Origin of the sequence: Desulfovibrio sp. X2 (assembly GCF_000422205.1) — a bacterium.
Lineage (GTDB): Bacteria > Desulfobacterota > Desulfovibrionia > Desulfovibrionales > Desulfovibrionaceae > Alkalidesulfovibrio.
The window spans coordinates 1-21,544 of record NZ_ATHV01000009.1 but is presented as its reverse complement, the minus strand read 5'-3'; the positions used below and the strand labels follow the sequence as shown (position 1 = coordinate 21,544).

Below are 21,544 nucleotides of genomic sequence, written 5' to 3'. Positions count from 1 at the left end.
CACCGCCAGCGGCCCCGAACCGGCCATACTCACGCCAAGGAGGCATCCTTCATGATCCAGTGCCAGGGCAAGTACCTCTTCACGTCCGAGTCCGTGACCGAGGGCCATCCCGACAAGGTCGCAGACGCCATCTCCGACGGCGTGCTCGACGCCATCATGGCCCAGGACCCCGAGTGCCGGGTGGCCTGCGAGACCCTGGTGACCACGGGCATGGCCTTCATCGCGGGCGAGATCACCACCTCCGCCTACGCCCACTTCCCCGAGATCGTGCGCTCCACGATCAAGGAGATCGGCTACAACAGCTCGGACATGGGCTTCGACTGGGAGACCTGCGCGGTCATGTCCTCGGTGGACAAGCAGTCCCCGGACATCGCCCAGGGCGTGAACCGCCAGAAGCCCGAGGAGCAGGGCGCGGGCGACCAGGGCATGATGTTCGGCTTCGCCACCAACGAGACCGATACGCTCATGCCCGCCCCGATCTACTGGGCGCACAAGCTCTCCCGCCGCCTGACCTACGTGCGCAAGGAGGGCATCCTCGACTTCCTGCGCCCCGACGGCAAGACCCAGGTGGCCATCGAGTACGTGGACGGCAAGATCGCGCGCATCGATAACGTGGTCGTCTCGGCCCAGCACACCCCGACCGTGGGCTACCAGGACCTGTGCGACGCCATCCGCGGCGAGGTCATCATGAAGACCCTGCCCGAGGAGCTGCTGGACAAGGACACCAAGATCTTCATCAACACCACCGGCCGCTTCGTCATCGGCGGCCCCATGGGCGACTGCGGCCTGACCGGCCGCAAGATCATCCAGGACACCTACGGCGGCGCGGGCGCCCACGGCGGCGGCGCGTTCTCCGGCAAGGATCCCTCCAAGGTGGACCGCTCCGGCGCCTACATGGCCCGCTACGTGGCCAAGAACATCGTGGCCGCGGGCCTGGCCGAGAAGTGCGAGGTCCAGATCGCGTACTGCATCGGCGTGGCCGAGCCCGTCTCCGTGCTGGCCACCTCCTACGGCACCGGCCAGGTCTGCGACGAGACCCTGACCAAGGCCGTGCGCGAGGTCTTCGACCTGCGCCCGTACTTCATCTCGCAGCGCCTCGACCTGCGCCGCCCCATCTACTCCAAGACCACCAACTACGGCCACTTCGGCCGCGAGCTCCCGGAGTTCACCTGGGAGAAGACCGACGCCGCGGCCGACCTGCGCACGGCCTGCAAGATCTAGCCGCAACGACAAAAGACACGCAAAGGGGGACCCGCGAGGGTCCCCCTTTTTTTGCGCCCGAGCGCTTGCGGACATTCCGGAAAGGCTATTGGGCCGGGGCCTTGGCTCCGGTATCGAGCTTTTGCAGCAGCGTCTGGACCTGGTTCAGGATGTCCTTCTGCTCCTGGGTCACGGCCTGGCTCTCGGCCATGGAGGCCTTGTTCCGCATCTCCTGCACCGCCGCGGCCAGGGCCTGGGCGCGGAGGCCTCCGGCCACGGCCTCGAGCCCGCCTACGCGCTGCTCCACCGCGGGCACGCGCTGTTCCACGGCCGCGATCCTGGTCTCGAGCGTGCCCAGCCTGTCGGCATTGCGGGCCGAGATCACGGCCAGTCCGATGACGGCCACGACCACGGCCAGCCCGGCCAGCCATCTGGCCCCGCGGCAGGTGGAGCCAGTGCCGCACGAGTTCCCCTCTTCCGCCAGGGAACCCACTTCCTGTCCGTACATCGCCTCGACGCGTTTTTCGACTCCAAGCATGGCTGTCACTCCTGCTGTGTGTTCGGCGCCAGGGGAGAGGGAACCTTCTCCCATGGGACAGCAATACCACGCCGTGAAAAGGGGTCAAGACGCTTCGCCGGGACGAGGAGGCGGGACGGGGGGACGCGGCTCCGAACGCGAAGAGGGCGGGCCTTCGTGTGTAGGCCCGCCCTCTTCGCGTCTCTCGGTCGCTAGTTGCGTCTCGCGCCGCGCAGATCGTCCGCGTAGGAGAGCAGCGCGCCCATGCGCCTGGTCTCCACGAGGCGGTGGCTGCCCGGAGGGGAGGAGCAGTAGAACTGGTTGAGCGCCACCTGCAGGTCGGCCTCGTTCTTGTCGCGCACGGGCACGAGCCAGGGAGGGAAGTAGTAGGCGGCCGAGGTCGTGTCGGCGCAGACGTAGACCTTGAGCGGGGTGGCCGGAACGCCCTCGGTGCGCTGCAGCAGGTCGACCATGTCCTTGGTCGTCTCGCGCAGCGAGGTGCCCCAGTACTCGACCTCGTAGCGGCCCTGGGCCCCGGCCGGACCGCCCGCGAAGATGTTGAAGTAGACGTATTCCTCGGGGTGCAGGCGGACCATGACCGAGACCTGCCAGGCGATGCCCGCGGCCAGGAGCAGCGCGGTGAGCGTGGACATGGGGCTCGGCAGTTCCAGGAGCAGGTTCAGCCCGAGCGCCGCGAGCACGGCCAGGGGCGGGATGACGAAGAGGAAGTGGCGGAAGCCGTTGTAGGCCGGCGGGGTCTCCACCACGAAGTAGACGATGGGCACGGCCGCGGCCAGGAGCACGGCCAGGATGCCGAGGCTTCTCGGCTCGAGCAGCGCCTCGCGCTTGATCAGCAGGGCCGCGCCGCCGACCAGGAGCGCCACGGCCAGGCCTCCCAGGAGCGTCGGGGGCAGGCCGAGGAAGAGCAGATCGGGCAGGTAGTCCGAAGGCAGGTTCATGGCCGGGATGAGCTCTCCCTCGAAGGGCACCTTCCCCGTGAAGGGGAAGTGCGAGAACATCTTCATGGCCACGATGGGGTTCGCGAGATTCTGGGCCGCCCAGGGCCAGCAGGCGATCATGACCAGATAGGCCGTGATCGCGGCCGGGATCAGGCGCAGGAGGGAGGCGATGGCCTCCCAGCAGGCCTCCGCGGGCCACACGCCGTCCAGCAGCCTGCCGACCATGCGCAGGAAGAAGGGCAACAGGAAGCTCGGCGCGATGATCACCGCGCCTACCCGGGTGCCGAGCGCCAGGCCGAAGGCCAGGCCGAGCTTCAGCGCCGTGGAGAGGCGTATGTCCGGAACCTCGTTCACGCTGCGGATGAGGTAGAGGAGCGTCCAGATCAGGGCCACCGCGAAGGGGATGTCCTTCGGGTTGGTGAAGGTGTGGCCGTAGAAGCGGGCCGTGGTCGCCAGCAGGATGAGGGCGATGAAGCCGGTGCGCGGTCCGCCGAGCTCGCGGCCGAGCTTCCAGACGCCGAGGAAGCCGAGCACCCCCACGAGCCCGCCCAGCAGGTGGCGCGTCTCGTATTCCCCGAAGGGCAGGAAGCGGTTCAGGACGGCGGCCACGATGTCGAAGGAGCCGCCGTAGTAGTAGAGGTTGGCGAAGGAGAAGGCGCGGACGTCCTTGAAGCCGGAGAGGTAGTAGTCGAGGAGGAGCTTGCCGTAGGTGTTCTGGCCCTGCTCGTCCCAGGAGATGCCGTAATCCCTGAACGTCAATGCGACCAGGACGAGGATGAGCAGGAGCAGCACCCACGAGGCGGCATCCCAGGCCGCGCTCTGCTCCTTCTCGGCGTTGCGTTGCAACCCCCAACCCCCATGGACCGCCATGCGTCGACTCCTTGATGACCGGATGCCGGTTGTAACGTTTCGCCGAGCCTATCGGGCAGCGGAGATTACCCGAGCCGGAAGCGGCTGCCAAGGGGGAATGCGCTGCGCGCCGCGCCCTTGCACCGGGTTCAGGCCGTCTTCTCTTTCTGCTCGAGCGGGAAGGCGATGGTGAAGCAGGCGCCGCCGTCGGGCGCGTTCCCGGTCTCGAGGCGCCCCCTGATCTGCTCCGTGAGGCGGGAGATGAGAAGCATGCCCAGGGTGGACGCGTCCTCGGGGTGGAAGTCCTGCGGCAGGCCGGGGCCGTTGTCCCGGACCTGCAGGGAGACCGTCTCTTCGGAGGCGGCGACGCACAGGTGCAGGGAGCCCGCGTTCACGCCGCTGAAGGCGTGCTTGCAGGCGTTGGTCACCAGCTCGTTCAGGATGAGCGCGCAGGGGATGGCCGTCTCCAGGGAGACCGGGACGCGGGCCACCTCGGCCGTGAGCTCCACGCCGCTCTTGCCGTAGGTGGAGAGCAGGCGCACCACGAGCTTCTTGGCGTATTCCCCGAGGTCCACGCCGGAGAGGTTGTGCGTCTGGTACATCTCCTCGTGCACCAGGGCCATGGAGGCGATGCGCCCCTGGCTCTCCAGGAAGAGGTCGCGCAGCGCCTTGTCGTCGATGCCCTGCGACTGCAGGTAGAGCAGGCTCGAGACGATCTGCAGGTTGTTCTTGACCCGGTGGTGGATCTCCTTGAGCAGGATGTCCTTCTCCGACAGGGATTTCGCGAGCCGCATCTCGGCATGGTGGCGTTCCGTGACGTCGATGATCACGGTCTCGGTGATCTCGTGGCCGCCGCCCGCGCCCGGCATGGCCCGGGCGTGGACCTCGATCCAGCGGCTCTCGCCCCGGGCCGTGGTGATGGCCACCACGCCATGGGCCTCGCCGTTCGTGCGCAGCGCGTCCTGGAGCATCTTTTGGGCCGAGAGGTCGGCGTAGAAGTCCGTGCTGTGGAGGTTCTCGCGCGCCAGGAGCGCCTCCGGGCAGTCGAAGCCGAGGATGTCGGCGCCGGCCGGGTTGATGCTCAGGAAGCGGCCTCCCGGCGTCAGGCGCGCCAGGCCCTCGCTCGCGTTCTCGAAGATGGAACGGTAGGCCTGCTCGGCCTCGCTCAGCCGCTCCATCTGGCTCTGGATGGTCTGGCCCATCTGCACGAGCAGCGCGGTGATGGGGTGGAACTCCTCGTAGGGGATGGCCGGGGGCAGGGCGTCGTAGCGGCCCGCGGCGTACTCGCTGATGAGCCCGTCCAGGGTGTGGAAGGGGCGTCGCAGCAGCACGCGCAGGAGGATGCCCGTGACCCCCACGAGCACCAGCACGGCCAGCAGCGATGCGCCTGCGAAGTTCAGGAGCAGGGTGCGGCGCGCCGCCTTCTGCGCGTCGATGTTCAGCTCGAGGATCACGCGGCCGATGGTCGTGCCGTCGTGGGTGATCTCGGCCCTCCTGATCACGCCGTGGCCCTTGCCGTGCGCTGCGCTGAACAGCACGCGGCCGTCCGCGTCCCGGATGGTGATGCCCTCGACGAACTCGTTGTGCGCGAAGGTCCGGCCGATCTCGTCGATGGCCTGGTCGTTCAGCTCCCACATGGGGATGCGCAGCGTCTCCTGCAGGAAGGTCAGGTAGGAGTCCGCGCGGGCCTCGTTCTCCTCCTCGGCCTGCTTCTGGGTGCTGGCGAAGAGCAGGACCAGCGCGGCCGCGGCCACGAGGGAAACCACCAGGGCCAGGCTCAGGCTCAGGTCGCGCGACAGGGAGCGGCCGAGGAAGCTGCGTGCCGCCACCTCAAGGCTCCCGCGGCATGGCCCGCCTGGCCAGCACGTCGTTGATGCGCCGCAGCTCGGCGTCGGGCACGGCCTTGGAGCACATCAGGTAGCGGAGGTTGCCGGAAGGCGCGTCGCGCAGTCCCAGCACGCTGAAGCGGGAGGGCGCGAGCCCGGCGTCCGCGAGCAGGGTCGCGACCTCCTCCGGGGAGACGAGCATGTAGTCGATGCGCCCCGCGGCCAGCATGCGCACGAGCTGGCGCTGCGTGCCCGCGAGGCTGTAGACCGCAGGCGAGCCTTCGTCCAGGAGAGCGTCCACACTTTCGCCGAAGGAGAATCCTTCGAGACGGCCGAGGATCAGCTTCTTGTCGGCGAACAGGGAGGCCAGGGAGTGCCGGTCCTGGAAGAGCGGGAGGTCGCTTCGCCGCACCAGGGCGACCAGGGGGCGGTTGCGGTAGATGGGCAGGCTGAACTTGGCCCAGGCCTCTCGCTGCGCCGTCTTGAACCAGCCCACGGAGCAGACGGCCTTGCCCGGGTGCTGCAGCTCCTCGAGGATGCGCTTGGAGGGCATGGATTCGAACTCGGGCGTGATGCCCGCCTCCTCGAGCACGGAGCGGGTGATGTCCACGAGCAGGCCGCCCGCGCGCTCGCCCTCGGTGCGGTAGAAGGGCGGCCTCTCCATGTAGAGGACGCGCAGGACGTTCGTCTCACCGTGGGCGGCTGCGGAAGCCAGGGAGCAGGCGAGGCCGGCGAGCGCGAACGCGAACGCGGTGAAGGCTGCTCGGCGTGTGATGCGGGCGAACCGCGGGGAAGTCGTGGCCTTCATATCGGGCCGCGCGGAGACAGCGAGCGCTCGCTGCGCAGGGCGCGGGTTCCTCCTCCCGGAATTCAGGGAACAACATCAACAGAATACGCCAAGGCAGCGCCGGGTTCAACCACGTATCGGCAGGAGGGGAGGGGGGAGCACGGGGAGCCGCCCGGCAGGCGGCTCCCCGTATGCGGATGCGCGGGCTCGCGCCCGTATGCGGCGTCCGCCTACTTGGCGAACTCGGAGGCCCGTTTCTCGCGGATGACCGTGACCTTGATCTGGCCGGGATAGGTCAGGTTGTCCTCGATCTTTTTCGCGATGTCCTTGCACAGGAGGTAGGTGCGCTCGTCCGGCACGCGGTCCGGCTCGACCATGACGCGGATCTCGCGACCGGCCTGGATGGCGTAGGCCTTGGTCACGCCGTCGAAGTCGCGGGCGATGTTCTCCAGGTCCTCCAGGCGCTTGACGTAGTTCTGCAGGAGCTCCTTGCGCGCGCCGGGCCGGGCGCCGGAGAGGGCGTCCGCGGCCTGCACCAGGATGGCCATGATGGTCTCGGCGGGCTGGTCCTCGTGGTGCGCGGCGATGGCGTTCACGATATCGCGGTGCTCGGTGTACTTCTTGGCCAGGTCGGCGCCGATGACGGCATGCGGACCCTCGATCTCGTGGTCCACGGCCTTGCCGATGTCGTGCAGCAGGCCCGCGCGCTTGGCGCGCTTCTCGTCCAGGCCGAGCTCCGCGGCCATGACGCCGCACAGGAAGGCCACCTCGAGCGAGTGCTGGAGCACGTTCTGGGAGTAGCTGGTGCGGTACTGCAGCTGGCCGAGCAGGCGCACGAGGTCGGGATGGATGCCGTGCACGCCGACGTCGAAGGTGGCCTGCTCGCCGATCTGGCGCAGCTTGACCTCCATCTCCTTCTCGACCTTGGCCACGATGTCCTCGATGCGCGCAGGATGGATGCGGCCGTCGGTGATGAGCCGCTCGAGCGACTGCTTGGCGATCTCGCGGCGCAGGGGGGAATAGGCCGAGAGGATGACGGTCTCGGGCGTGTCGTCGATGATCAGGTCCACGCCGGTGGCCGCCTCCAGGGCGCGGATGTTGCGCCCCTCGCGGCCGATGATGCGGCCTTTCATCTCCTCGGAGGGAAGCGTCACGGCGGTCACGGTCTGCTCGGCCACGAAGTCGCCCGCGTAGCGGTTGATGGCCAGGGCGATGACCTCCTTGGCCTTCTTGTCCGCGATCTCCTTGGCCTCCATCTCGATGGAGCGGATCATCTTGGCGGATTCGTGGCGGGTGCGCGACTCGATCTCCTGGAGCAGGCGCTGCTTGGCCTCCTCGGCGGTCAGCCCGGCGATCTCCTCGAGCCTGCGCTCGTGCTCTTCCTCGCGCTTGCCCAGGACCTCCTCGCGGTCCTCGAGCTCGCGCTCGGACTTTGTCAGCCGCTTCTCGAGCTCGATGACGCTGCTTTCCTTCTGCGCCAGGGTCTCGAGCTTGCCCTCGAGCCGCTCCTCCTTGGCCGCGAGCTTCTGCTCCTTGGCCTTGAGCGAGTTCTCGCGCTCCTTGGCCTCCCGCTCCTGCTCCTTCTTTTCCTTGAGAAGTTCCTTCTGCCCCTGGATGATGACGTCTTCCTTGGTGACCTGGGCCTCCTTGCGCGCCTCCTCGAGGATGCGCAGGGCGAGGTCCTTGGCCTCGGCGAGGCGCTTGGCCTCGATGATGCGGTGCAGGATGTACCCGGCCGCAGCGCCGCCGATGAGTCCGATGACGAGTGTGATGATGATGATCGTGGAAGGGCTCATGCTGCTCTCCTTTATGTGTTCAGGCGTTCGCCCCGCCTGTGTGGGCCTTGCGCACCGTGAGGTGCCGTTCGCGCGGAGAGCGGCGGACAGGGCGGCCGCGCATGGCGGCCTTCCCGGGAAGGACTGCCTGCTGCGGTCGTGTCGGGCGGCATGGCTGGAGCGCGGGGACTTGCCCCGCTCCGGCATGCCGCCTGCGGCACGACGCGCCGCGGCATGGCTCGGGCATGGCTCGGGCGTCTTCTGCGACCGGGGGTGAAGGCAGGCGGCTTTATCTGCAAAACGGCCCTTGGGGCCGTATAATGGGACCCCGAGTAGCCGTGTCGTCTCGTATTCTGAACCGAAGGCTCAGAGCGGGCGCTGCTGTTCGGCCGTCAGGCTTCCCGCATAGCGGGCTTGCACACGGGCCGTACTGAAAGCTGCGTCCCAAAGTGTACTCGTTGGCTCAGCAATTCCGGTGACGATCACGCACCACCCAGGGAAAACTTCATCAGGCGCCGCCAGCGCCCCGGTTATTTTATCTTCAAAAGCGAGCCCAATTTCGCTTCGATCTCCCGCAGTTCGCTTTTGGTCTGCAGGTAGTCGTCGGCCAAGCTCAAGGCCAATACCGTAAGCAGGATCTCCTTATTGATGTTCTTCCCGCTCTGGCTGATCTGGTTGAACAGTTCTTCCAGATGGGACTTGGCTGCATCCACACGAGCCTCGTCCGCATCCGTCTTGAAGCGTATCTCCAGTCCGAGCACACTTAACGTGTATTGAGGCATCGGGCTACCACGTTACTCGAGAGCTCCCTGGACCTTCTGCAACAGGCCGTCGATACGCGACATCACGGCATCCCTGTTCTGCCGGATCTCCGCAAGCTCCGTTTTGAGGAGCCTGTTCTCTTCCTCCAACTCCTTGATCTTGTTCAGCAGCGCGGTCATGCGCTGCTCAAGCTGCTCAAGTATTTCCATATGCAAATTCTAAGACTCCCCCGGCCGTAAATCAAGGCCGATCGGGCCGGTTTATTTGCGCCGCGGCAATTGCCGCTGCTCCGCCCTGGTCAGGGCGAGGCTGCCTTGCGCAACGTCCTTGGTGATGGTCGAACCGGCTCCCACCAGGGCGCCGGCCCCCACGGTCACGGGCGCGACCAGGGCCGTGTTGCTGCCGATGAAGGCCCCGTTCCCGATGACCGTCTTGTGCTTGCGCACGCCGTCGTAGTTGCAGGTGATGGTGCCCGCGCCGATGTTCACCCCCTCGCCTATCTCGGCGTCGCCGAGGTAGGTCAGGTGGCTGGCCTTGGACCCCTTGCCGAGCACGGCCTTCTTCATCTCCACGAAGTTGCCGACCTTGGCCTTCTCCTCGAGGATGGCGCCGGGGCGGAGCCGCGCGTAGGGGCCGACCACGCAGCCCGGGCCCACCTCGGCTTTCTCCAGGTGGGAGAAGTGGCGCACCTGCGCGCCCTGGCTGAGCCAGGATTCCATGACGTGGCAGAATGCGTCCACGACCACGTCCTGGTCGATCACCGTCTCACCCATGAGTTCGCACGGGCCCGTGATCTGCGCACCCGGCTTGATGGTCACGCGGGGGCCGATGCGGCACCCGGCTGGATTGTGCAGCCGCACGCCGTGGTTCAGGTGCTGGTGGGCGATCTCGGCGCGCAAGAGCTCCTCGGCGTCCGAGAGCTCGAGCGGCGTGTTGATGCCCATGAGCGTGGGGTCCTCGCCGCAGTTGACCGCGAGCACGAGGTTGTTGTCCGCGATGGCCAGCTCCACGAGGTCCGTGATGTAATATTCACGCGCCGCGTTCGTGTTGCCGAGCCAGCCGAGCAGCGGCTCGACGAACTGCATGTCCAGGAAATAGAGGCCCGCGTTGACCTCGCGCGGGGCCGGGCCGTGCTTCTCCGGATCGTAGTCCTTGGCCTCGATGATCGCGCTCACCCGGCCGTCCGCGTCGCGCAGCACGCGGCCGAAGGCATTGGGCTCGGGCGCCTCGACCGAGAGGAAGGCCAGGGCGGCCTTCCTGGCGGTGGCCTCCTCTACCAGCCGGTCCACGGAGGCGCCGCGCAAGAGCGGCGTGTCGCCGTTGACCACGACCACGTAGCGGTAGCCTGCCGCCTTGAGGCGCGGCCAGGCGGTCACGAGCGCATGGCCCGTGCCCAGCTGCTCCTCCTGGTGCACGAAGCGTTCGGTGGACTCGGGAAAGGCCTCGGCCACGCGGTCCGCGCCGAAGCCGACCACGGTGTAGACGTGTTCCGCGAAGGACGGGGTGAGGGCACGCTGCACGTACCAGAGCATGGGCTCGCCCAGGATGGGCATCATGACCTTGGGCAGGTCGCGTGCGTGCATGCGCGTTCCCTTGCCGGCGGCAAGGACCAGCGCGCAGGTGGCTTCGTTCATGTCGGCTCCCGTGGGCGGTATCGTGCCCGCCGTGTAGCACGGCATGACGGAATTGGAAAGACGGGGCGGCCCCCGGCCGGGCAGGGTGCGTCCCTGGCCCGGCCCGTCTTCGGGGTTTTTGCGCCGCGTGTCTAGTGTGACGTCCGCAAAATACGCAAGGCCGTATTTTGCGGAAGATCGCTGCGCCGAAAACGTGGTTTTCGGCTTGCTTACGCCGCCGACGGCGCTGCTGTCGGCATCCGTAAGACTCGCGCCCAAGCGCGCTCGCCTAACGGCTGCCGCTGGCGGCGGAACCGTGCATTCGCCCGGTTCACGTGTCGCGTACGACCACTGCCTGGCGTATCGACTTTTTCATGGACGCGACACTAGGCCTGTTTTTCCGGCGCGTTCTCCTCGTCCGCGGATGTTCCGCCGCCGCCGCCGAGGCCGAAGCGGATGGCGTTCGCCGGGCAGTCGGAGACGCAGGCGCCGCAGTTCGTGCAGTTGGGCTCGGAGGGCCGCGTCGCCATGCCGCAGGATCTTTCGCACTTGCCGCAGTCCGTGCAGTCCGCGGTCATGCGGTGGCGGGCCGGGGCGAAGCGGCCGAAGACGTCCAGGATGCCGCCCGTGGGGCAGAGGTAGCGGCACCAGAAGTAGGGCACGAGGAGCCCGAGCGCCAGGGCGCCGAGCACGGTCCCGGTGCGGAAGAGCCAGGGCGTGAAGGCGTGGTGGAAGGTGAGCGCCGTGGCCTGGAAGAACTCGCCGGTGCGGATGGGCACGGCCCAGCGCGGGTTGTGCAGGCCGAGGAAGAGGTAGAGCGCCGCGGCCGCGGCCACGTACTTGGCGTTGCGCAGGACGCGGTCGAAACCCTTGGACACGCGGCGGCCGATGCTCCTGGTGAAGGGCGAGACGCGGTCGAAGAGCTCCGCGACCATGCCGCCGGGGCAGGCGTAGCCGCAGAACGCCCGGCCGAAGAACAGCGCCGAGGCCAGGATGCCGATCCAGGCCGTGAGCCACAGCTTGCGGCCCGGGCACTGCACCACGGGGCAGTTGGGGCAGCTCACGTAGGGCACGGCGAAGGGGCAGCGGAAGATGCCGAAGTAGGAGAACTCGCCGATGACGAAGAGCGAGGCGGCCTGGATGATCCGCCGCTTCCATTGCAGGGTCCGGGCGGCGCTAGCCATCGTACGCTCCGTATTTCTTCGCCAGACGCCTGCCCTCGTCGGAGAGCGCGGGCACGAACCCGGCCGCCTCGAAGTGGGACTGGCCCGCCTCCGAGGTGATGAAGCGGACGAAGTCCTCGGCCAGCTCGCGGTTCTTGGCGAACTTCATGACCCCGATGGAGAAGGGCACGGGCGGGGCCGGGAAATATTCCTCGGGGATGGGAATGATCTCGAAGGCGTCCCGGTAGCGCGGCAGCCGCGTGATGCGCTTCTCGACGACGGCGGCGTCGGCCCGCCCAGCGGCCACCTCGGACACGTCGTGCTGCACGCAGGAGCCGAGGAATATGGCGTTCTTCTTGGCGCCCTCAACGACCCCGGCCTTCTTGAGCAGCGCCATGGAGGCCGCGCCGCCCGGAGGCGAGGAGTCGGGCGAGAGCATGGTGCGAAGGCCCGGCCGCGCGAGGTCGTGGACCGACCCGATGCCCGCCGGATTGCCCTTCGGCGTGACCAGCACGTAGCTCGTGAAGCACAGGGGCTGGTAGTGGAGCATCTTGCCCACGGACTTGAGCTTGCGGGCGAGGTCGAGCACGCGCGGGGCGAAGACCTCGGTGGTGGCCCCGCCCAGGAGCGACTTGCCGAGCGCCGCGGCGAAGGCGCCGGTGTAGCTGACCGCGCAGCCGCTCTCGGCCTCGTAGGCCGCGTTGGCGGGCATGAAGCCCTCGGCCAGGCCGCCGCAGGACCAGACCTGCAGGCCCTGCCCCGCATAGGGGCCGCCCGGCTCCCCCGCCGCCCGCACGGCCAGGGCCGCTGCGGCCGCCGCGCCGCCGGTGAGGAAGGCGCGCCTGCTGAGGCCCCCGCCTTGCTTCTCGCTCATGGTTGTCTCCTTGTGCGGCTGACCGGGAGGGACCCGGCCGCGCGCGGACGGACCGCCCACGGCAGCACGCTGCCGTTCCTGGCGGTTTTTGCCTGGAAAGTGTCTAATTTGCGCACGATACCCAGGCGTGCGGGAAATCCGAAATAGAAAGATAGGATTGAAGTCCTGAAAACTATAGAAGAAGGCTATGGAACAGCGCGCGGCTACTTGTCGCCGCGAATCCTGGAGCGGCGCTCCTGGACCAGGGCTTCCAGGCTGAACTTCTTGATGCGGTAGCCCATCTGGCGCAGCGTGATGCCGAGCTCCTTGGCCGCGCGGGACTGGATCCAGCGATGGCGCTCGAGCGCGGAGAGGACCTCGCGCTTCTCGATGTCCACGAGGCTCGCGTGCTCCTCGGGCGAGGCCGGGGGCCGCGCGCCGATGAAGAACTGCGAGGGGATGTCCTCCACGTCGATCTGCTCGCCCTCGACCATGATGGACAGCCGCTCCACCAGGTTCTCCATCTCGCGCACGTTGCCGGGCCAGTCGTAGCGCATGAGGGAGTCCAGCGCCTTGGGCGTGAAGACCAGGCGGCGGGAGTATTCCTTCTCCATGGTCTCCAGGAAGTGGTTGAGCAGCGCCGGGATGTCCTCGGGCCGCTCGCGCAGGGCGGGCACGCGGATGGGAAAGACGTTCAGGCGGTAGAAGAGGTCCTCGCGGAACTGGCCGCGCCTGACCTCCTCGGCCAGGTCCTTGTTCGTGGCCGCGATGATGCGCACGTCCACGCGGCGCGTCTTGGTGGCGCCGAGCCGCTCGAACTCCTTCTCCTGGATGACGCGCAGCAGCTTCGACTGCACGGCCAGGGTCAGCTCGCCGATCTCGTCGAGGAAGATGGTGCCGCCGTCCGCCTCCTCGAAGCGGCCGGGCTTGGGGGCCGTGGCGCCCGTGAAGGCGCCCTTCTCGTGGCCGAAGAGCTCGGATTCGAGGAGCGTCTCGGGCAGGGCCGCGCAGTTGACCTTGATGAAGGGCTGGGCGTGGCGCTCGGAGAGCTCGTGGATGATGCGCGCGGTGAGGGTCTTGCCCGTGCCGGACTCGCCGAGCAGCAGGACCGTGGCCTTGGTGGGCGAGACCTTCTCGATCATCTGGCGCACGCGCTCCATGGGCTGGCTCTTGCCCACGATGAAGAAGCGCTGGTAGCTGGCCGAGAGCTTGGAGCGCAGCAGCGAGATCTCCTTCTTCAGGGTCAGCTCGCGTTCCTCGAAATGGCGGCTCAGCTGGATGAACTGGGAGATGAGGGTGGAGACCACGGAGAGGAAGTTGACGTCCTCCTCGAAGGAGACCTCGTCCTCGAACAGGCGGTCCACGTTGAGCACGCCCGCGGGCTGCCCCTTGATGCGGATGGGCACGCCGATGAAGGAGATGCGGCCGCGCTCGAGCGAGCGCGAGCGCGTCTTGTCCAGGAACAGCGGCTCCTTGGAGACGTCGGGCACGATGAAGGGCTTGGCGGTCTGGAAGATGTGGCCGGTGACGCCCTCGTCCAGACGGTAGACGCCGCGCTGCCGCTCTTCGGCCGTGAGGCCGTAGGAGGCGCGGATGGAGAGCTGGCCCGTCTCGTCGAGCAGGGTCAGGGTTGCCCGCTTCATGGACAGGGTCTCGGACAGGATGCGCAGCACGCTTTCCAGCGTGCGGTCGAGATCATGGGCCTGTCCGATGATCCGGGCTATTTCGCAGAGGACTTTGAGTTCGAGTGCGCCGACCTGGGATTTCATGAAATTCTCCAATTCCGAGGCAAAGCAAGGAGCGTGCCTTGCCGGGCGCGGAACGGGGCGATCCCCCAGGCTATAGAATAATTATCTGTGATATAAGGATTTATTCTTTGTCATCGAGGCGGGATGGAACAGGAAAATGAAAATGTTACCTTTCCGAAAGCTTTACCAATTTGCAAAATAGTATATTTCGCGTCTGCCGCTACAGGGTATATTTGACAAAATAAGCATAAAGCGGCCCGCATCGCGGGGTAGGCCGTCGCCTCGCGCCCGGGACGGGAAAAAAACGGACGGGCCGGACCCCTTGCGGAGTCCGGCCCGTCGCGGTGAAGGCCTTTTGGCCCGCGCTCCGGGCTAGTGTTCTTCCTTCAGGGTGCGGATGGCGTGCGAGTATGCCTGGAAGACGTCCGCCCTGTTCAGGAGCCCGAGCACCTCGGTGTGGTCCTCGGGGTTGATCACCGGGATCTGGCTGTAGTCCGTGTCCACGAACTTGAGCAGCGCCGTGTAGAGGTCGTCGTTGGGCAGGAGCGTCGCGGGCTTGCGCATCAGGTCGCGCACCACGACCAGCTCGAAGAGGGCGTCCTCGTAGAGCACGCGGCGCACGTCCTGCAGCGGCAGCACGCCGGTGATGACGTCGTCCTCGCCGCGCACCGGGAAGTTCAGTTCGTTGGTGTCGCTGATGACCTGGGTCAGGGTCTTCAGCGTCATGCGCTCGTCCAGCACCGTGGTCCGGCCGCGGCGCAGGAACTCCTTCACCTGCAGCCGCTCGAGGACGTTGATGGTGGCGTCGCCCGTGTGCGCCGGTGACTCGAACTTGTTCTCCACCTGGTTCTCGTACAGGCTCACCTTGCGGCCGATGACCAGGGTGACCATGGAGGCCAGCAGCAGGGGAGCGAGCAGCCCGTAGCCCTGGGTGATCTCGCAGACCATGACGATGGGGCCGATGGGCGCGTTGGCGATGCCCGAGAAGAAGGCCGCCATGCCCACGAGCACGAAGGCGCCGGGGTTCTGCACGGCGTTGGGGAAGAAGGCCTTGGAGAGGTGGCCGACCAGGCCGCCGGTCATGCCGCCCACGAAGAGCGCGGGAGCGAACATGCCGCCCGAGAGCCCCGAGCCGATGGTCAGCGAGGTGGCCAGGATCTTGCCGAAGATGATGGCCAGCATGAGCAGCAGCGGCAGGTTGCCCGAGATGGCCTGCTGCAGCCAGCCGTAGCCGCCGGCCAGCACCTGGGGGAAGAGCATGCCGAAGATGCCCATGAGCAGGCCGCCCAGGGCGCAGGTCCAGGTGATGCCGATCTTGGCGCGGATGCGGGCGAAGAAGGAGTACTTGATGGCGTAGAAGGCCCGCACGTAGAGCCAGCCCGCCCCGGCGCAGGCCACGGCCAGCAGGGCGGAGAAGAAGAGCTCCGTGATGCTGTGGAAATGGAAGGGGGGCACGGAGAGGATCGGGGTCGTGCCGAAGAATATGGCGAAGACCGAGTAGGCCACCACGCTCGAGATGACCGCGGGCAGGATGGCCTCGGCCTCGAAGTCCTCGCGGTAGATGACTTCGATGGCCGTGAGCGCGCCGCCCAGGGGGGCGCGGAAGATGGCGCCCAGGCCTCCGGCCGCGCCCGCCAGCAGCAGGATGCGCCGCTCGCGCGTGGTCAGGCCGAGCTTGTCCGAGATCCACGAGCCGAGACCGGCGCCCACCTGCGAGATCGGGCCTTCCTGGCCTGCCGAGCCGCCGCAGGCGATGGTCAGGATGGCCATCAGCCCCTTGATCAGCGGCACGATGGGCTTGATCACGCCGAGCTCGCGGTGGAAGGACTTGATCATGGAGTCCGTGCCGTCCGTGCCGGAATTGATCGAGTCCGGGATGAAGCGCTGGATGAGGAAGCCCGTGAGCAGGCCGACGCCCGTGAGCATGCAGGGCACGAGCCAGTGGCGCTCCACCGTGGTCGCGATGTCGGAGTCGAAGAGGCCTTCCCCGGCCGGAGCGGGCAGGTGGAATCCGGCCCAGGTGGTCAGGAAGAGGTGGCTCAGGTATTCGACGCCGAGGTAAAAGGCGGCCGCGGCCAGGCCTGCGAAGAAGCCCACGACGACGCCGAGCGCGAGCCAGCGCACGGCGGGAAGGCTGCGGTACAGGCGCATGAACTTGCGCAAGCTTGTGACGGAGTAGAGTGCTGCCATGGTGTGCTGGAGCCTAGAGCTCCGCGCCTGGTGCGGCCAGGATCTGCCGTGCCAGGCGGATATCCTCCTTTATACGGGCGACCAGGGGGCCGGGACCGTCGAATTTCATCTCGTCGCGCAGCCGCTGCACGAAGTGGATGCGCAGGGCGGAGCCGTAGAGGTCGCGGTCGAGGTCCATGATGTGGACCTCCACGCTCAGGGGATGCTCGCCGAAGGTGGGGTTGTGCCCCACGTTGGCCACGGCGGCGAAAGGCGCCTCGTCGCTGCCCAGGATCTCGGCCCAGACCGCGTAGATGCCGCGCTTGGGCAGCAGCTCGTCTATGGGCCGCAGGTTGGCCGTGGGGAAGCCGAGCAGGCGGGAGCCGCGGCCCGCGCCGTGGATCACCTCGCCTGCGAACTGGAAGAAGCGGCCGAGCAGCGGCGGCACGTCCCAGACGTCCCCGGCCTGGACCAGGTCGCGGATGCGCGTGGAGCTGACCACGGCGCTGCCGATGATCACGGGGTCGAGCCGTTCCACGCCGAAGCCGCAGTCCTCGCCCATGCGCCGCAGCAGGTCGTAGTTGCCCGCGCGCCCCTTGCCGAAGGCGTAGTCGTAGCCGATGTAGAGGTGGCGCATGCACAGCCCCTGCACCAGGTAGCGGCGCACGAACTCCTCGGGCGGCAGCTCGGCCAGGGCCCGGGAGAAGGGCAGCACCAGGCAGCATTCCACGCCGAGCTCGGAGATGAGATCGAGCTTCTGTTCGAGCAGGGTGATGAAGGGCGGGGTCTTCTTGCCGGTGAGCACGCGCAGGGGGTGCGGCTCGAAGGTCACGACCACGGAGAGCATGGCGTGCTTCTGGCCGTGCTGCACCACGCGCTGGATGAGCTCCTGGTGCCCCTTGTGGACCCCGTCGAAGTTTCCGATGGTCACGCAGGAGGCGGAAAGAGTGCCCTCGAGCTCGGCGATATCCGTGGCGACGATCATGGTTTTTTGCTGTCCCGGCCGCGGCAGCGGCAGGGCTTGGCTACCGCAAAGAAAAGGCGAGCGCAAGGGAACTTGCTCCGGTATGAAATTATTTTGCGAAAAACCTCTTGACCGCCGGCGAAATAATCGGCTAGAAAGCGCTTCCCCAAGCCGAAGTGGTGGAATTGGTAGACACGCTAGGTTCAGGGTCTAGTGGTCGCAAGGCCGTGGGAGTTCGAGTCTCCCCTTCGGCACCAGAAAGTCAAAGGGTTCCAGCTAACTGCTGGAACCCTTTTTCTTTTTCCGCCATCCCCACGGCGGGCAAGGGTTCCGGACAAGCGGCGGCGCGCGGACAGGGTCAAACATGGGGTCAACGACTGGGTCAAAAAACCCTTCGAACCCTTTGGGGCCAGCGCCATGTCCAGAACCACGTCCAGAGCCGCGAGCACTTCCGCACGGGGCACCAGCCATCTCCTGCTCAAGGGAAACACCTACTACTTTCGCTGCGCCGTGCCGCGCGAGCACCGCGGATTGCTCGGCTGCAGCGAGTTGCGGCGCAGCCTGGGCACGGGCTATGCTGGAGAGGCGCGGCTTCGGGCCAAGCGACTCGCCCTTGCCGCGCACGACATCTTTCGCATGCTCGCACGCATGACCAGGGAGGGGCGCTTGGTGAACGAGGATCTGGAGGACGTCAGGAAGTTCGTCGACATCATCTTCCGGGAAGCGCTCGAGCAGAACGAGATGCAGCGCTTCGCGGACCACGTGCCGGACTATCCCAGGGAGCTGGACTACCTGCCCGGGGACACCGAGAAGCGCATCGCGTATTTCAAATGGATTCTGGCCAAGCGGGACTACGATCGGCTCGAAGGCGTGGCCAGGGTCTTCTGCGAGGAGGACGTCGGGGTCGACTTCCCGGAGGATCCGGCCAAGCGGCGGATGCTCGCGCATGAGATCGCCAAGCACTTCATCGACTACTACACGATCTGCATGCACCGCAGCCAGGGCGACTTCAACTACGAGAAGACCGTCTACCCGCCCAAGCCCGACGAGTCCCTCACTGCCTTCGGGGTGGATTTCGGGCCCGCGCCCGCGTCTCCCGTCCTGCCCGCGACGCCCGCGCCCAAGCCCACGCCGCCGCTCTCGACGGTCATCGCCGAATACGGCGACCTGCAGGTCGCGGCCGGGGCCTGGACCGAGCGCTCCCGCTTCGACATCCAGTCCACCCTGTCCAACCTGGTCGACATCCTGGGCGACGTGCCCGTGGGCAGCATCGACTACGAAGCCATGCGCACCTTCAAGAGCACGCTGCTCAGGCTGCCGCCCAACCGGAAGAAGGCCAAGGCATACCGTGACAAGAGCGTGGCCGAGATCCTGGCGATGGAGCCGGCCGCGCGCATCTCGAAGACGACCTTCAACAACATCATGACCAACGTCGCGAGCTTCTGCGAGTGGTGCAAGACGCACGGCCACATGACCGAGAACTACGCCAAGGGGATGAAGGTCAAGCAGAAGCACGCGCGGCCGGATTCCGCCAGGGATGTGTACACGCCGGAAGGGCTGGCGCTTCTTTTCGGCGCCAAGGGCTACACGGGCGACAGCTTCAAGCACGCCTACATGTTCTGGATCCCGCTGCTCTGCGCCTTCACCGGGGCGCGGCTCGAGGAGCTCTGCCAGCTCTACGTCGCCGACGTGCGGGAAGCGGACGGGGTCTGGGTCCTGGACATCAACGAGAACCCTGACGCCGCCGGGAACAGGGACAAGCACGTCAAGAACGGCAGCTCCATCCGGCTCGTGCCCATCCACCCGGTGCTGCGGGATCTCGGCTTCCTCGACTACCGCGCGTCCGTGGCTGCCGCCGGGAACGAGCGCCTGTTTCCCGAGCTGAAGAAGATTCGCGAGCGCTACAGCCACGACGCCAGCAAGTGGTTCGGCCGCTTCCGCAAGAGCGTCGGCCTGACCTCGGACAAGTTCGACCTGCACGCCTTCCGGCACACGGTCATCAACCTCTTCAAGCAGCAGCGCATCCCTAGGGAAGACTATTCCGAAGTCACGGGCCACGCCAAGGAGAGCACCGCCGACCGCGTCTACGCCAAGACCTATCCCCCGGCCGTGCTGCTCCGGGACGTCGTCGAGAAGATCGACTACGGCCTGGACCTCTCGCACCTCAAGGGCTCCAAGTACGGGACCGGGGTCACGACCAAAGAAGCCAAGGAGGGCAAGAAGGGGAAGAAGGCCAGGGAGAACAGGGAGTAGTTAAACAAACTAGTTAGGTTGAGGTAGTAAACTAACTAGTTAGTTTATCCTATCCAACCAATTGGTTCAATTAAGCTGTTCTGAATCTTTCTACCCCGCCGTGCTCGGAACGCAGCGCAGCGAAGTGACGAGCACTCGCCAATGGGGTGAATGCCGCCGAAGGCGGCAGAGGGGGCTATGGCACGGAATGCCCCCTCTCTAGGAAGACGCGGGCGCAGCCCGCCCCCCCCCTCGGCTCGCGCCGGGCCCGTGCTTATCCAGCGGTGGCGCCGCGCAAGCTGTCCGGAGCGCCCTCGAAGATGAACGGGTTGAGGAAGATGCGCCGGCCCAGCAGATCCCGGCCGACCGGGCTGAGCGCCGCGTCGTCGCACACCGCGTCCCAGCTGCTGCGAATCGTCTTGATCTGCTGCGCGATGAGCGCCATCGCGGCGCTCGTCTCGAGCAGGAAGTCGGCCGCCGCCTCCAGACAGGTCGCCAGGGTGCTCAGCCGCTTGCCGTTCGCGATCTCCATGGCCTGACTCGCCTCGTTGCCCGTTCGGTTCTGGGGGCAGATGTCGTAGGCCGGGGTGAGGGACAGGGCCCTGCCGTCCCAGAATGCGGCGTGGTTGCGGGCATGGTCGTCCGTGTTGCCGCAGAGCACGTTGAAGACCAAGCGGCCAAACATTTCGCGCAGGGTGTCCCTGGGCGACTGGAAACGCTGCCGAATGATTTCCGCCAGGTCGGCATAGCTCGCGTAGCGCGCCATCATCTCGTCCAGGCCGAAGAGCGTGAGGGCGGAGACCATGGCCTTGCGCCGCCACCCGTCATCCGTCTTCTCGCGGTCGAAACGCTCGATCAGCAGCACATCCTTGCCCGCGGCCCGCACCAGCCCGACAGGCGCGGCCGTGAGCCCGACCAGCGCTGCGAGGCGCATGGCGACGTATTCCGCCTTCACCACGTTGTAAGTGTCGTTCGCCGAGGAGAACTTGGCGATCAGCTTCCGCTCTCCGTCCTCGAGCATGCCCTTGGGCCGCGCGCCGCCGATGGAGCTGCCGTGGAAAAGGGCCTGGTCCAGGTCCGGGGTCAGCGGCAGCCCGGCATCGACCTTTTCCGCCGCCGTGAGCAGCTCCTCCAGGGTTGCCGACTGCGCCGCGCGGGGGAGGTAGTCGGTGGGCGAAGCCTGGAAATCCAGCGCCCCGATGCGGTCCGAACCGGATTCGAGCAGGTACGTCAGCTCGTCCAGCGTCCCGGTATCCGCGTCCCGCCCCTTCAGACCCAGGATGCGGTTGATGATCACGCGCCGTCCCCAGGCATCGGGCGACGCGTCGCGCAGGCATCCGGCCATGGTCAGGCCCGCTCCCGGCAGAATGGCGCCGCGCTCGAGCGGCAGCTCGGGCTCGTAGATGGGGATTGCATCCGGCCTCTCCAGGTAGCTGCGGCCGTAGTTGAAGGCCAGCCCGCCGCCATCGTGGCTGTCGCGGAATACGCGCCCCGCGACCACGGGTGCGGTCGCCCCGGGCAGCCAGATCCAGACATAGGCCTCGTCGCGGACAGGGCTAGAAGTCATCTTTCACCGCCTTCGCGCCGTGGCGCACGGCCTTGGGGAGCAGGGCCAGCCTGTCGCGCGCGAGCGCGAGATGCCTGGTCAGGGTCTCCGGCTCCGCATCGAACAGGCGGACGCCGACGATCGCGGCGACCTCGAACACGAGGCCGATGGAGCAGCCCATGTCACCCTTCTCGATCCTGCCGACGAGACCGCGCGTGACACCGGCCCGCTCGGCGACCTCCGCGATCGTCTGTCCGCGCTCGACGCGCGCGTTGTGGATCATCAGCCCGAGCAGCGTCGCCGCCTCGCGGGCGTAGCGCGAATATGTCCTGGTCGTTGGCTTGGGCATCTGCCCCTCCTGCGTGTTCCATTGGCGGGCAAGCCATGCCCGCCCCATGGAGAGGGTGGCAGAAACCAGCCATGGTGTCCATGGATGTTCCATAAAAAGAACATTTGGCTATATAATGATCGTTTTATGGATCATTCTTGGTTGGTGGAGAAGTCGCCAGGGGGCGACAGGCCTGGGCGCGGGTGCACCGTACCTCCCTGCAGGCGGTGCGAAGACAAAGGAAGCGCGGCCC

The 21,544-nt window shown here is 66.9% G+C and carries 17 protein-coding genes, 1 tRNA gene and 1 other RNA gene; 3 read left to right on the top strand and 16 right to left on the bottom strand.

Annotation, left to right across the window (positions count from 1 at the left end; translation table 11 throughout):
* Positions 1-51: 51 nt before the first annotated feature.
* The gene (metK, locus tag DSX2_RS03740; protein ID WP_020879707.1) at positions 52-1,221 is read left to right on the top strand and encodes a methionine adenosyltransferase; all 1,170 of its coding nucleotides are present in this window, start codon (positions 52-54) and stop codon (positions 1,219-1,221) included.
* 85 nt (positions 1,222-1,306) lie between these two features.
* Here metK and DSX2_RS03735 read toward each other — a convergent pair whose 3' ends face one another.
* The 14 genes from DSX2_RS03735 to DSX2_RS03680 form a co-directional block, all read right to left on the bottom strand.
* On the bottom strand, positions 1,307-1,738 hold the full coding sequence (locus DSX2_RS03735; RefSeq protein ID WP_020879706.1) for a hypothetical protein: 432 nt from the start codon (positions 1,736-1,738) through the stop codon (positions 1,307-1,309).
* Positions 1,739-1,929: 191 nt separating this feature from the next.
* The gene (locus DSX2_RS03730; RefSeq protein WP_020879705.1) at positions 1,930-3,546 is read right to left on the bottom strand and encodes a glycosyltransferase family 39 protein; all 1,617 of its coding nucleotides are present in this window, start codon (positions 3,544-3,546) and stop codon (positions 1,930-1,932) included.
* 128 nt (positions 3,547-3,674) lie between these two features.
* A complete protein-coding gene (locus DSX2_RS17420; RefSeq protein ID WP_020879704.1) occupies positions 3,675-5,354 on the bottom strand; it encodes a sensor histidine kinase in 1,680 nt (559 codons plus the stop codon).
* 1 nt (position 5,355) lies between these two features.
* Positions 5,356-6,159, bottom strand: a complete 804-nt coding sequence (locus DSX2_RS03720; protein WP_020879703.1) for an ABC transporter substrate-binding protein — start codon at positions 6,157-6,159, stop codon at positions 5,356-5,358.
* A 209-nt stretch (positions 6,160-6,368) separates the two neighbouring features.
* Entirely contained in the window at positions 6,369-7,934 is a 1,566-nt protein-coding gene (rny, locus tag DSX2_RS03715; RefSeq protein WP_020879702.1) for a ribonuclease Y, read from the bottom strand.
* A gap of 300 nt (positions 7,935-8,234) precedes the next feature.
* A non-coding RNA gene (ssrS, locus tag DSX2_RS17910) (6S RNA) lies at positions 8,235-8,416 on the bottom strand.
* Positions 8,417-8,443: 27 nt separating this feature from the next.
* On the bottom strand, positions 8,444-8,695 hold the full coding sequence (locus DSX2_RS03710; RefSeq protein ID WP_020879701.1) for a cell division protein ZapA: 252 nt from the start codon (positions 8,693-8,695) through the stop codon (positions 8,444-8,446).
* Positions 8,696-8,707: 12 nt separating this feature from the next.
* Complete coding sequence (locus DSX2_RS18510) at positions 8,708-8,884, bottom strand: hypothetical protein (protein WP_172640003.1); 177 nt, start codon at positions 8,882-8,884, stop codon at positions 8,708-8,710.
* 51 nt (positions 8,885-8,935) lie between these two features.
* Positions 8,936-10,309, bottom strand: coding sequence for a bifunctional UDP-N-acetylglucosamine diphosphorylase/glucosamine-1-phosphate N-acetyltransferase GlmU (gene glmU, locus DSX2_RS03705; RefSeq protein ID WP_020879699.1), 1,374 nt, complete (start codon positions 10,307-10,309; stop codon positions 8,936-8,938).
* 365 nt (positions 10,310-10,674) lie between these two features.
* Positions 10,675-11,472 (bottom strand): 4Fe-4S binding protein, encoded by a 798-nt coding sequence (locus tag DSX2_RS03700; RefSeq protein ID WP_020879698.1) that lies wholly within the window; start codon positions 11,470-11,472, stop codon positions 10,675-10,677.
* A complete protein-coding gene (locus tag DSX2_RS03695; protein ID WP_020879697.1) occupies positions 11,465-12,325 on the bottom strand; it encodes a substrate-binding domain-containing protein in 861 nt (286 codons plus the stop codon). Before DSX2_RS03695 ends, DSX2_RS03700 begins: the two co-directional genes overlap by 8 nt.
* Positions 12,326-12,528: 203 nt before the next feature.
* Positions 12,529-14,073 (bottom strand): sigma-54-dependent Fis family transcriptional regulator, encoded by a 1,545-nt coding sequence (locus DSX2_RS03690; RefSeq protein WP_020879696.1) that lies wholly within the window; start codon positions 14,071-14,073, stop codon positions 12,529-12,531.
* 351 nt (positions 14,074-14,424) lie between these two features.
* Positions 14,425-16,242, bottom strand: coding sequence for a chloride channel protein (locus DSX2_RS03685; protein WP_020879695.1), 1,818 nt, complete (start codon positions 16,240-16,242; stop codon positions 14,425-14,427).
* 13 nt (positions 16,243-16,255) lie between these two features.
* Entirely contained in the window at positions 16,256-17,206 is a 951-nt protein-coding gene (locus DSX2_RS03680) for a bifunctional riboflavin kinase/FAD synthetase (RefSeq protein WP_020879694.1), read from the bottom strand.
* A 149-nt stretch (positions 17,207-17,355) separates the two neighbouring features.
* On the opposite strand from DSX2_RS03680, the gene DSX2_RS03675 reads away from it, so the two are divergent.
* Together DSX2_RS03675 and DSX2_RS03670 are read left to right on the top strand one after the other, a co-directional pair.
* Positions 17,356-17,442 (top strand) — tRNA-Leu (locus tag DSX2_RS03675).
* Positions 17,443-17,602: 160 nt separating this feature from the next.
* On the top strand, positions 17,603-19,438 hold the full coding sequence (locus DSX2_RS03670) for a site-specific integrase (RefSeq protein WP_020879693.1): 1,836 nt from the start codon (positions 17,603-17,605) through the stop codon (positions 19,436-19,438).
* 253 nt (positions 19,439-19,691) lie between these two features.
* Here DSX2_RS03670 and DSX2_RS03665 read toward each other — a convergent pair whose 3' ends face one another.
* Positions 19,692-20,984 (bottom strand): type II toxin-antitoxin system HipA family toxin, encoded by a 1,293-nt coding sequence (locus DSX2_RS03665; RefSeq protein WP_020879692.1) that lies wholly within the window; start codon positions 20,982-20,984, stop codon positions 19,692-19,694.
* Positions 20,974-21,312, bottom strand: a complete 339-nt coding sequence (locus DSX2_RS03660) for a helix-turn-helix transcriptional regulator (RefSeq protein ID WP_020879691.1) — start codon at positions 21,310-21,312, stop codon at positions 20,974-20,976. The genes DSX2_RS03665 and DSX2_RS03660 overlap by 11 nt, the downstream gene beginning before the upstream one ends.
* Between the last annotated feature and the right edge of the window lie 232 nt (positions 21,313-21,544).

Excerpts from the sequence above, each read along its gene's own strand:
- DSX2_RS03665 (WP_020879692.1), bottom strand. The coding sequence starts at position 20,984 with ATGACTTCTAGCCCTGTCCGCGACGAGGCCTATGTCTGGATCTGGCTG.
- DSX2_RS03670 (WP_020879693.1), top strand. The coding sequence starts at position 17,603 with ATGTCCAGAACCACGTCCAGAGCCGCGAGCACTTCCGCACGGGGCACC.
- DSX2_RS03735 (WP_020879706.1), bottom strand. The coding sequence starts at position 1,738 with ATGCTTGGAGTCGAAAAACGCGTCGAGGCGATGTACGGACAGGAAGTG.
- metK (WP_020879707.1), top strand. The coding sequence starts at position 52 with ATGATCCAGTGCCAGGGCAAGTACCTCTTCACGTCCGAGTCCGTGACC.
- DSX2_RS03660 (WP_020879691.1), bottom strand. The coding sequence starts at position 21,312 with ATGCCCAAGCCAACGACCAGGACATATTCGCGCTACGCCCGCGAGGCG.
- DSX2_RS03710 (WP_020879701.1), bottom strand. The coding sequence starts at position 8,695 with ATGCCTCAATACACGTTAAGTGTGCTCGGACTGGAGATACGCTTCAAG.
- DSX2_RS03680 (WP_020879694.1), bottom strand. The coding sequence starts at position 17,206 with ATGATCGTCGCCACGGATATCGCCGAGCTCGAGGGCACTCTTTCCGCC.
- DSX2_RS03685 (WP_020879695.1), bottom strand. The coding sequence starts at position 16,242 with ATGGCAGCACTCTACTCCGTCACAAGCTTGCGCAAGTTCATGCGCCTG.
- DSX2_RS03690 (WP_020879696.1), bottom strand. The coding sequence starts at position 14,073 with ATGAAATCCCAGGTCGGCGCACTCGAACTCAAAGTCCTCTGCGAAATA.
- glmU (WP_020879699.1), bottom strand. The coding sequence starts at position 10,309 with ATGAACGAAGCCACCTGCGCGCTGGTCCTTGCCGCCGGCAAGGGAACG.
- DSX2_RS03700 (WP_020879698.1), bottom strand. The coding sequence starts at position 11,472 with ATGGCTAGCGCCGCCCGGACCCTGCAATGGAAGCGGCGGATCATCCAG.
- DSX2_RS03730 (WP_020879705.1), bottom strand. The coding sequence starts at position 3,546 with ATGGCGGTCCATGGGGGTTGGGGGTTGCAACGCAACGCCGAGAAGGAG.
- rny (WP_020879702.1), bottom strand. The coding sequence starts at position 7,934 with ATGAGCCCTTCCACGATCATCATCATCACACTCGTCATCGGACTCATC.
- DSX2_RS03720 (WP_020879703.1), bottom strand. The coding sequence starts at position 6,159 with ATGAAGGCCACGACTTCCCCGCGGTTCGCCCGCATCACACGCCGAGCA.
- DSX2_RS18510 (WP_172640003.1), bottom strand. The coding sequence starts at position 8,884 with ATGGAAATACTTGAGCAGCTTGAGCAGCGCATGACCGCGCTGCTGAAC.
- DSX2_RS03695 (WP_020879697.1), bottom strand. The coding sequence starts at position 12,325 with ATGAGCGAGAAGCAAGGCGGGGGCCTCAGCAGGCGCGCCTTCCTCACC.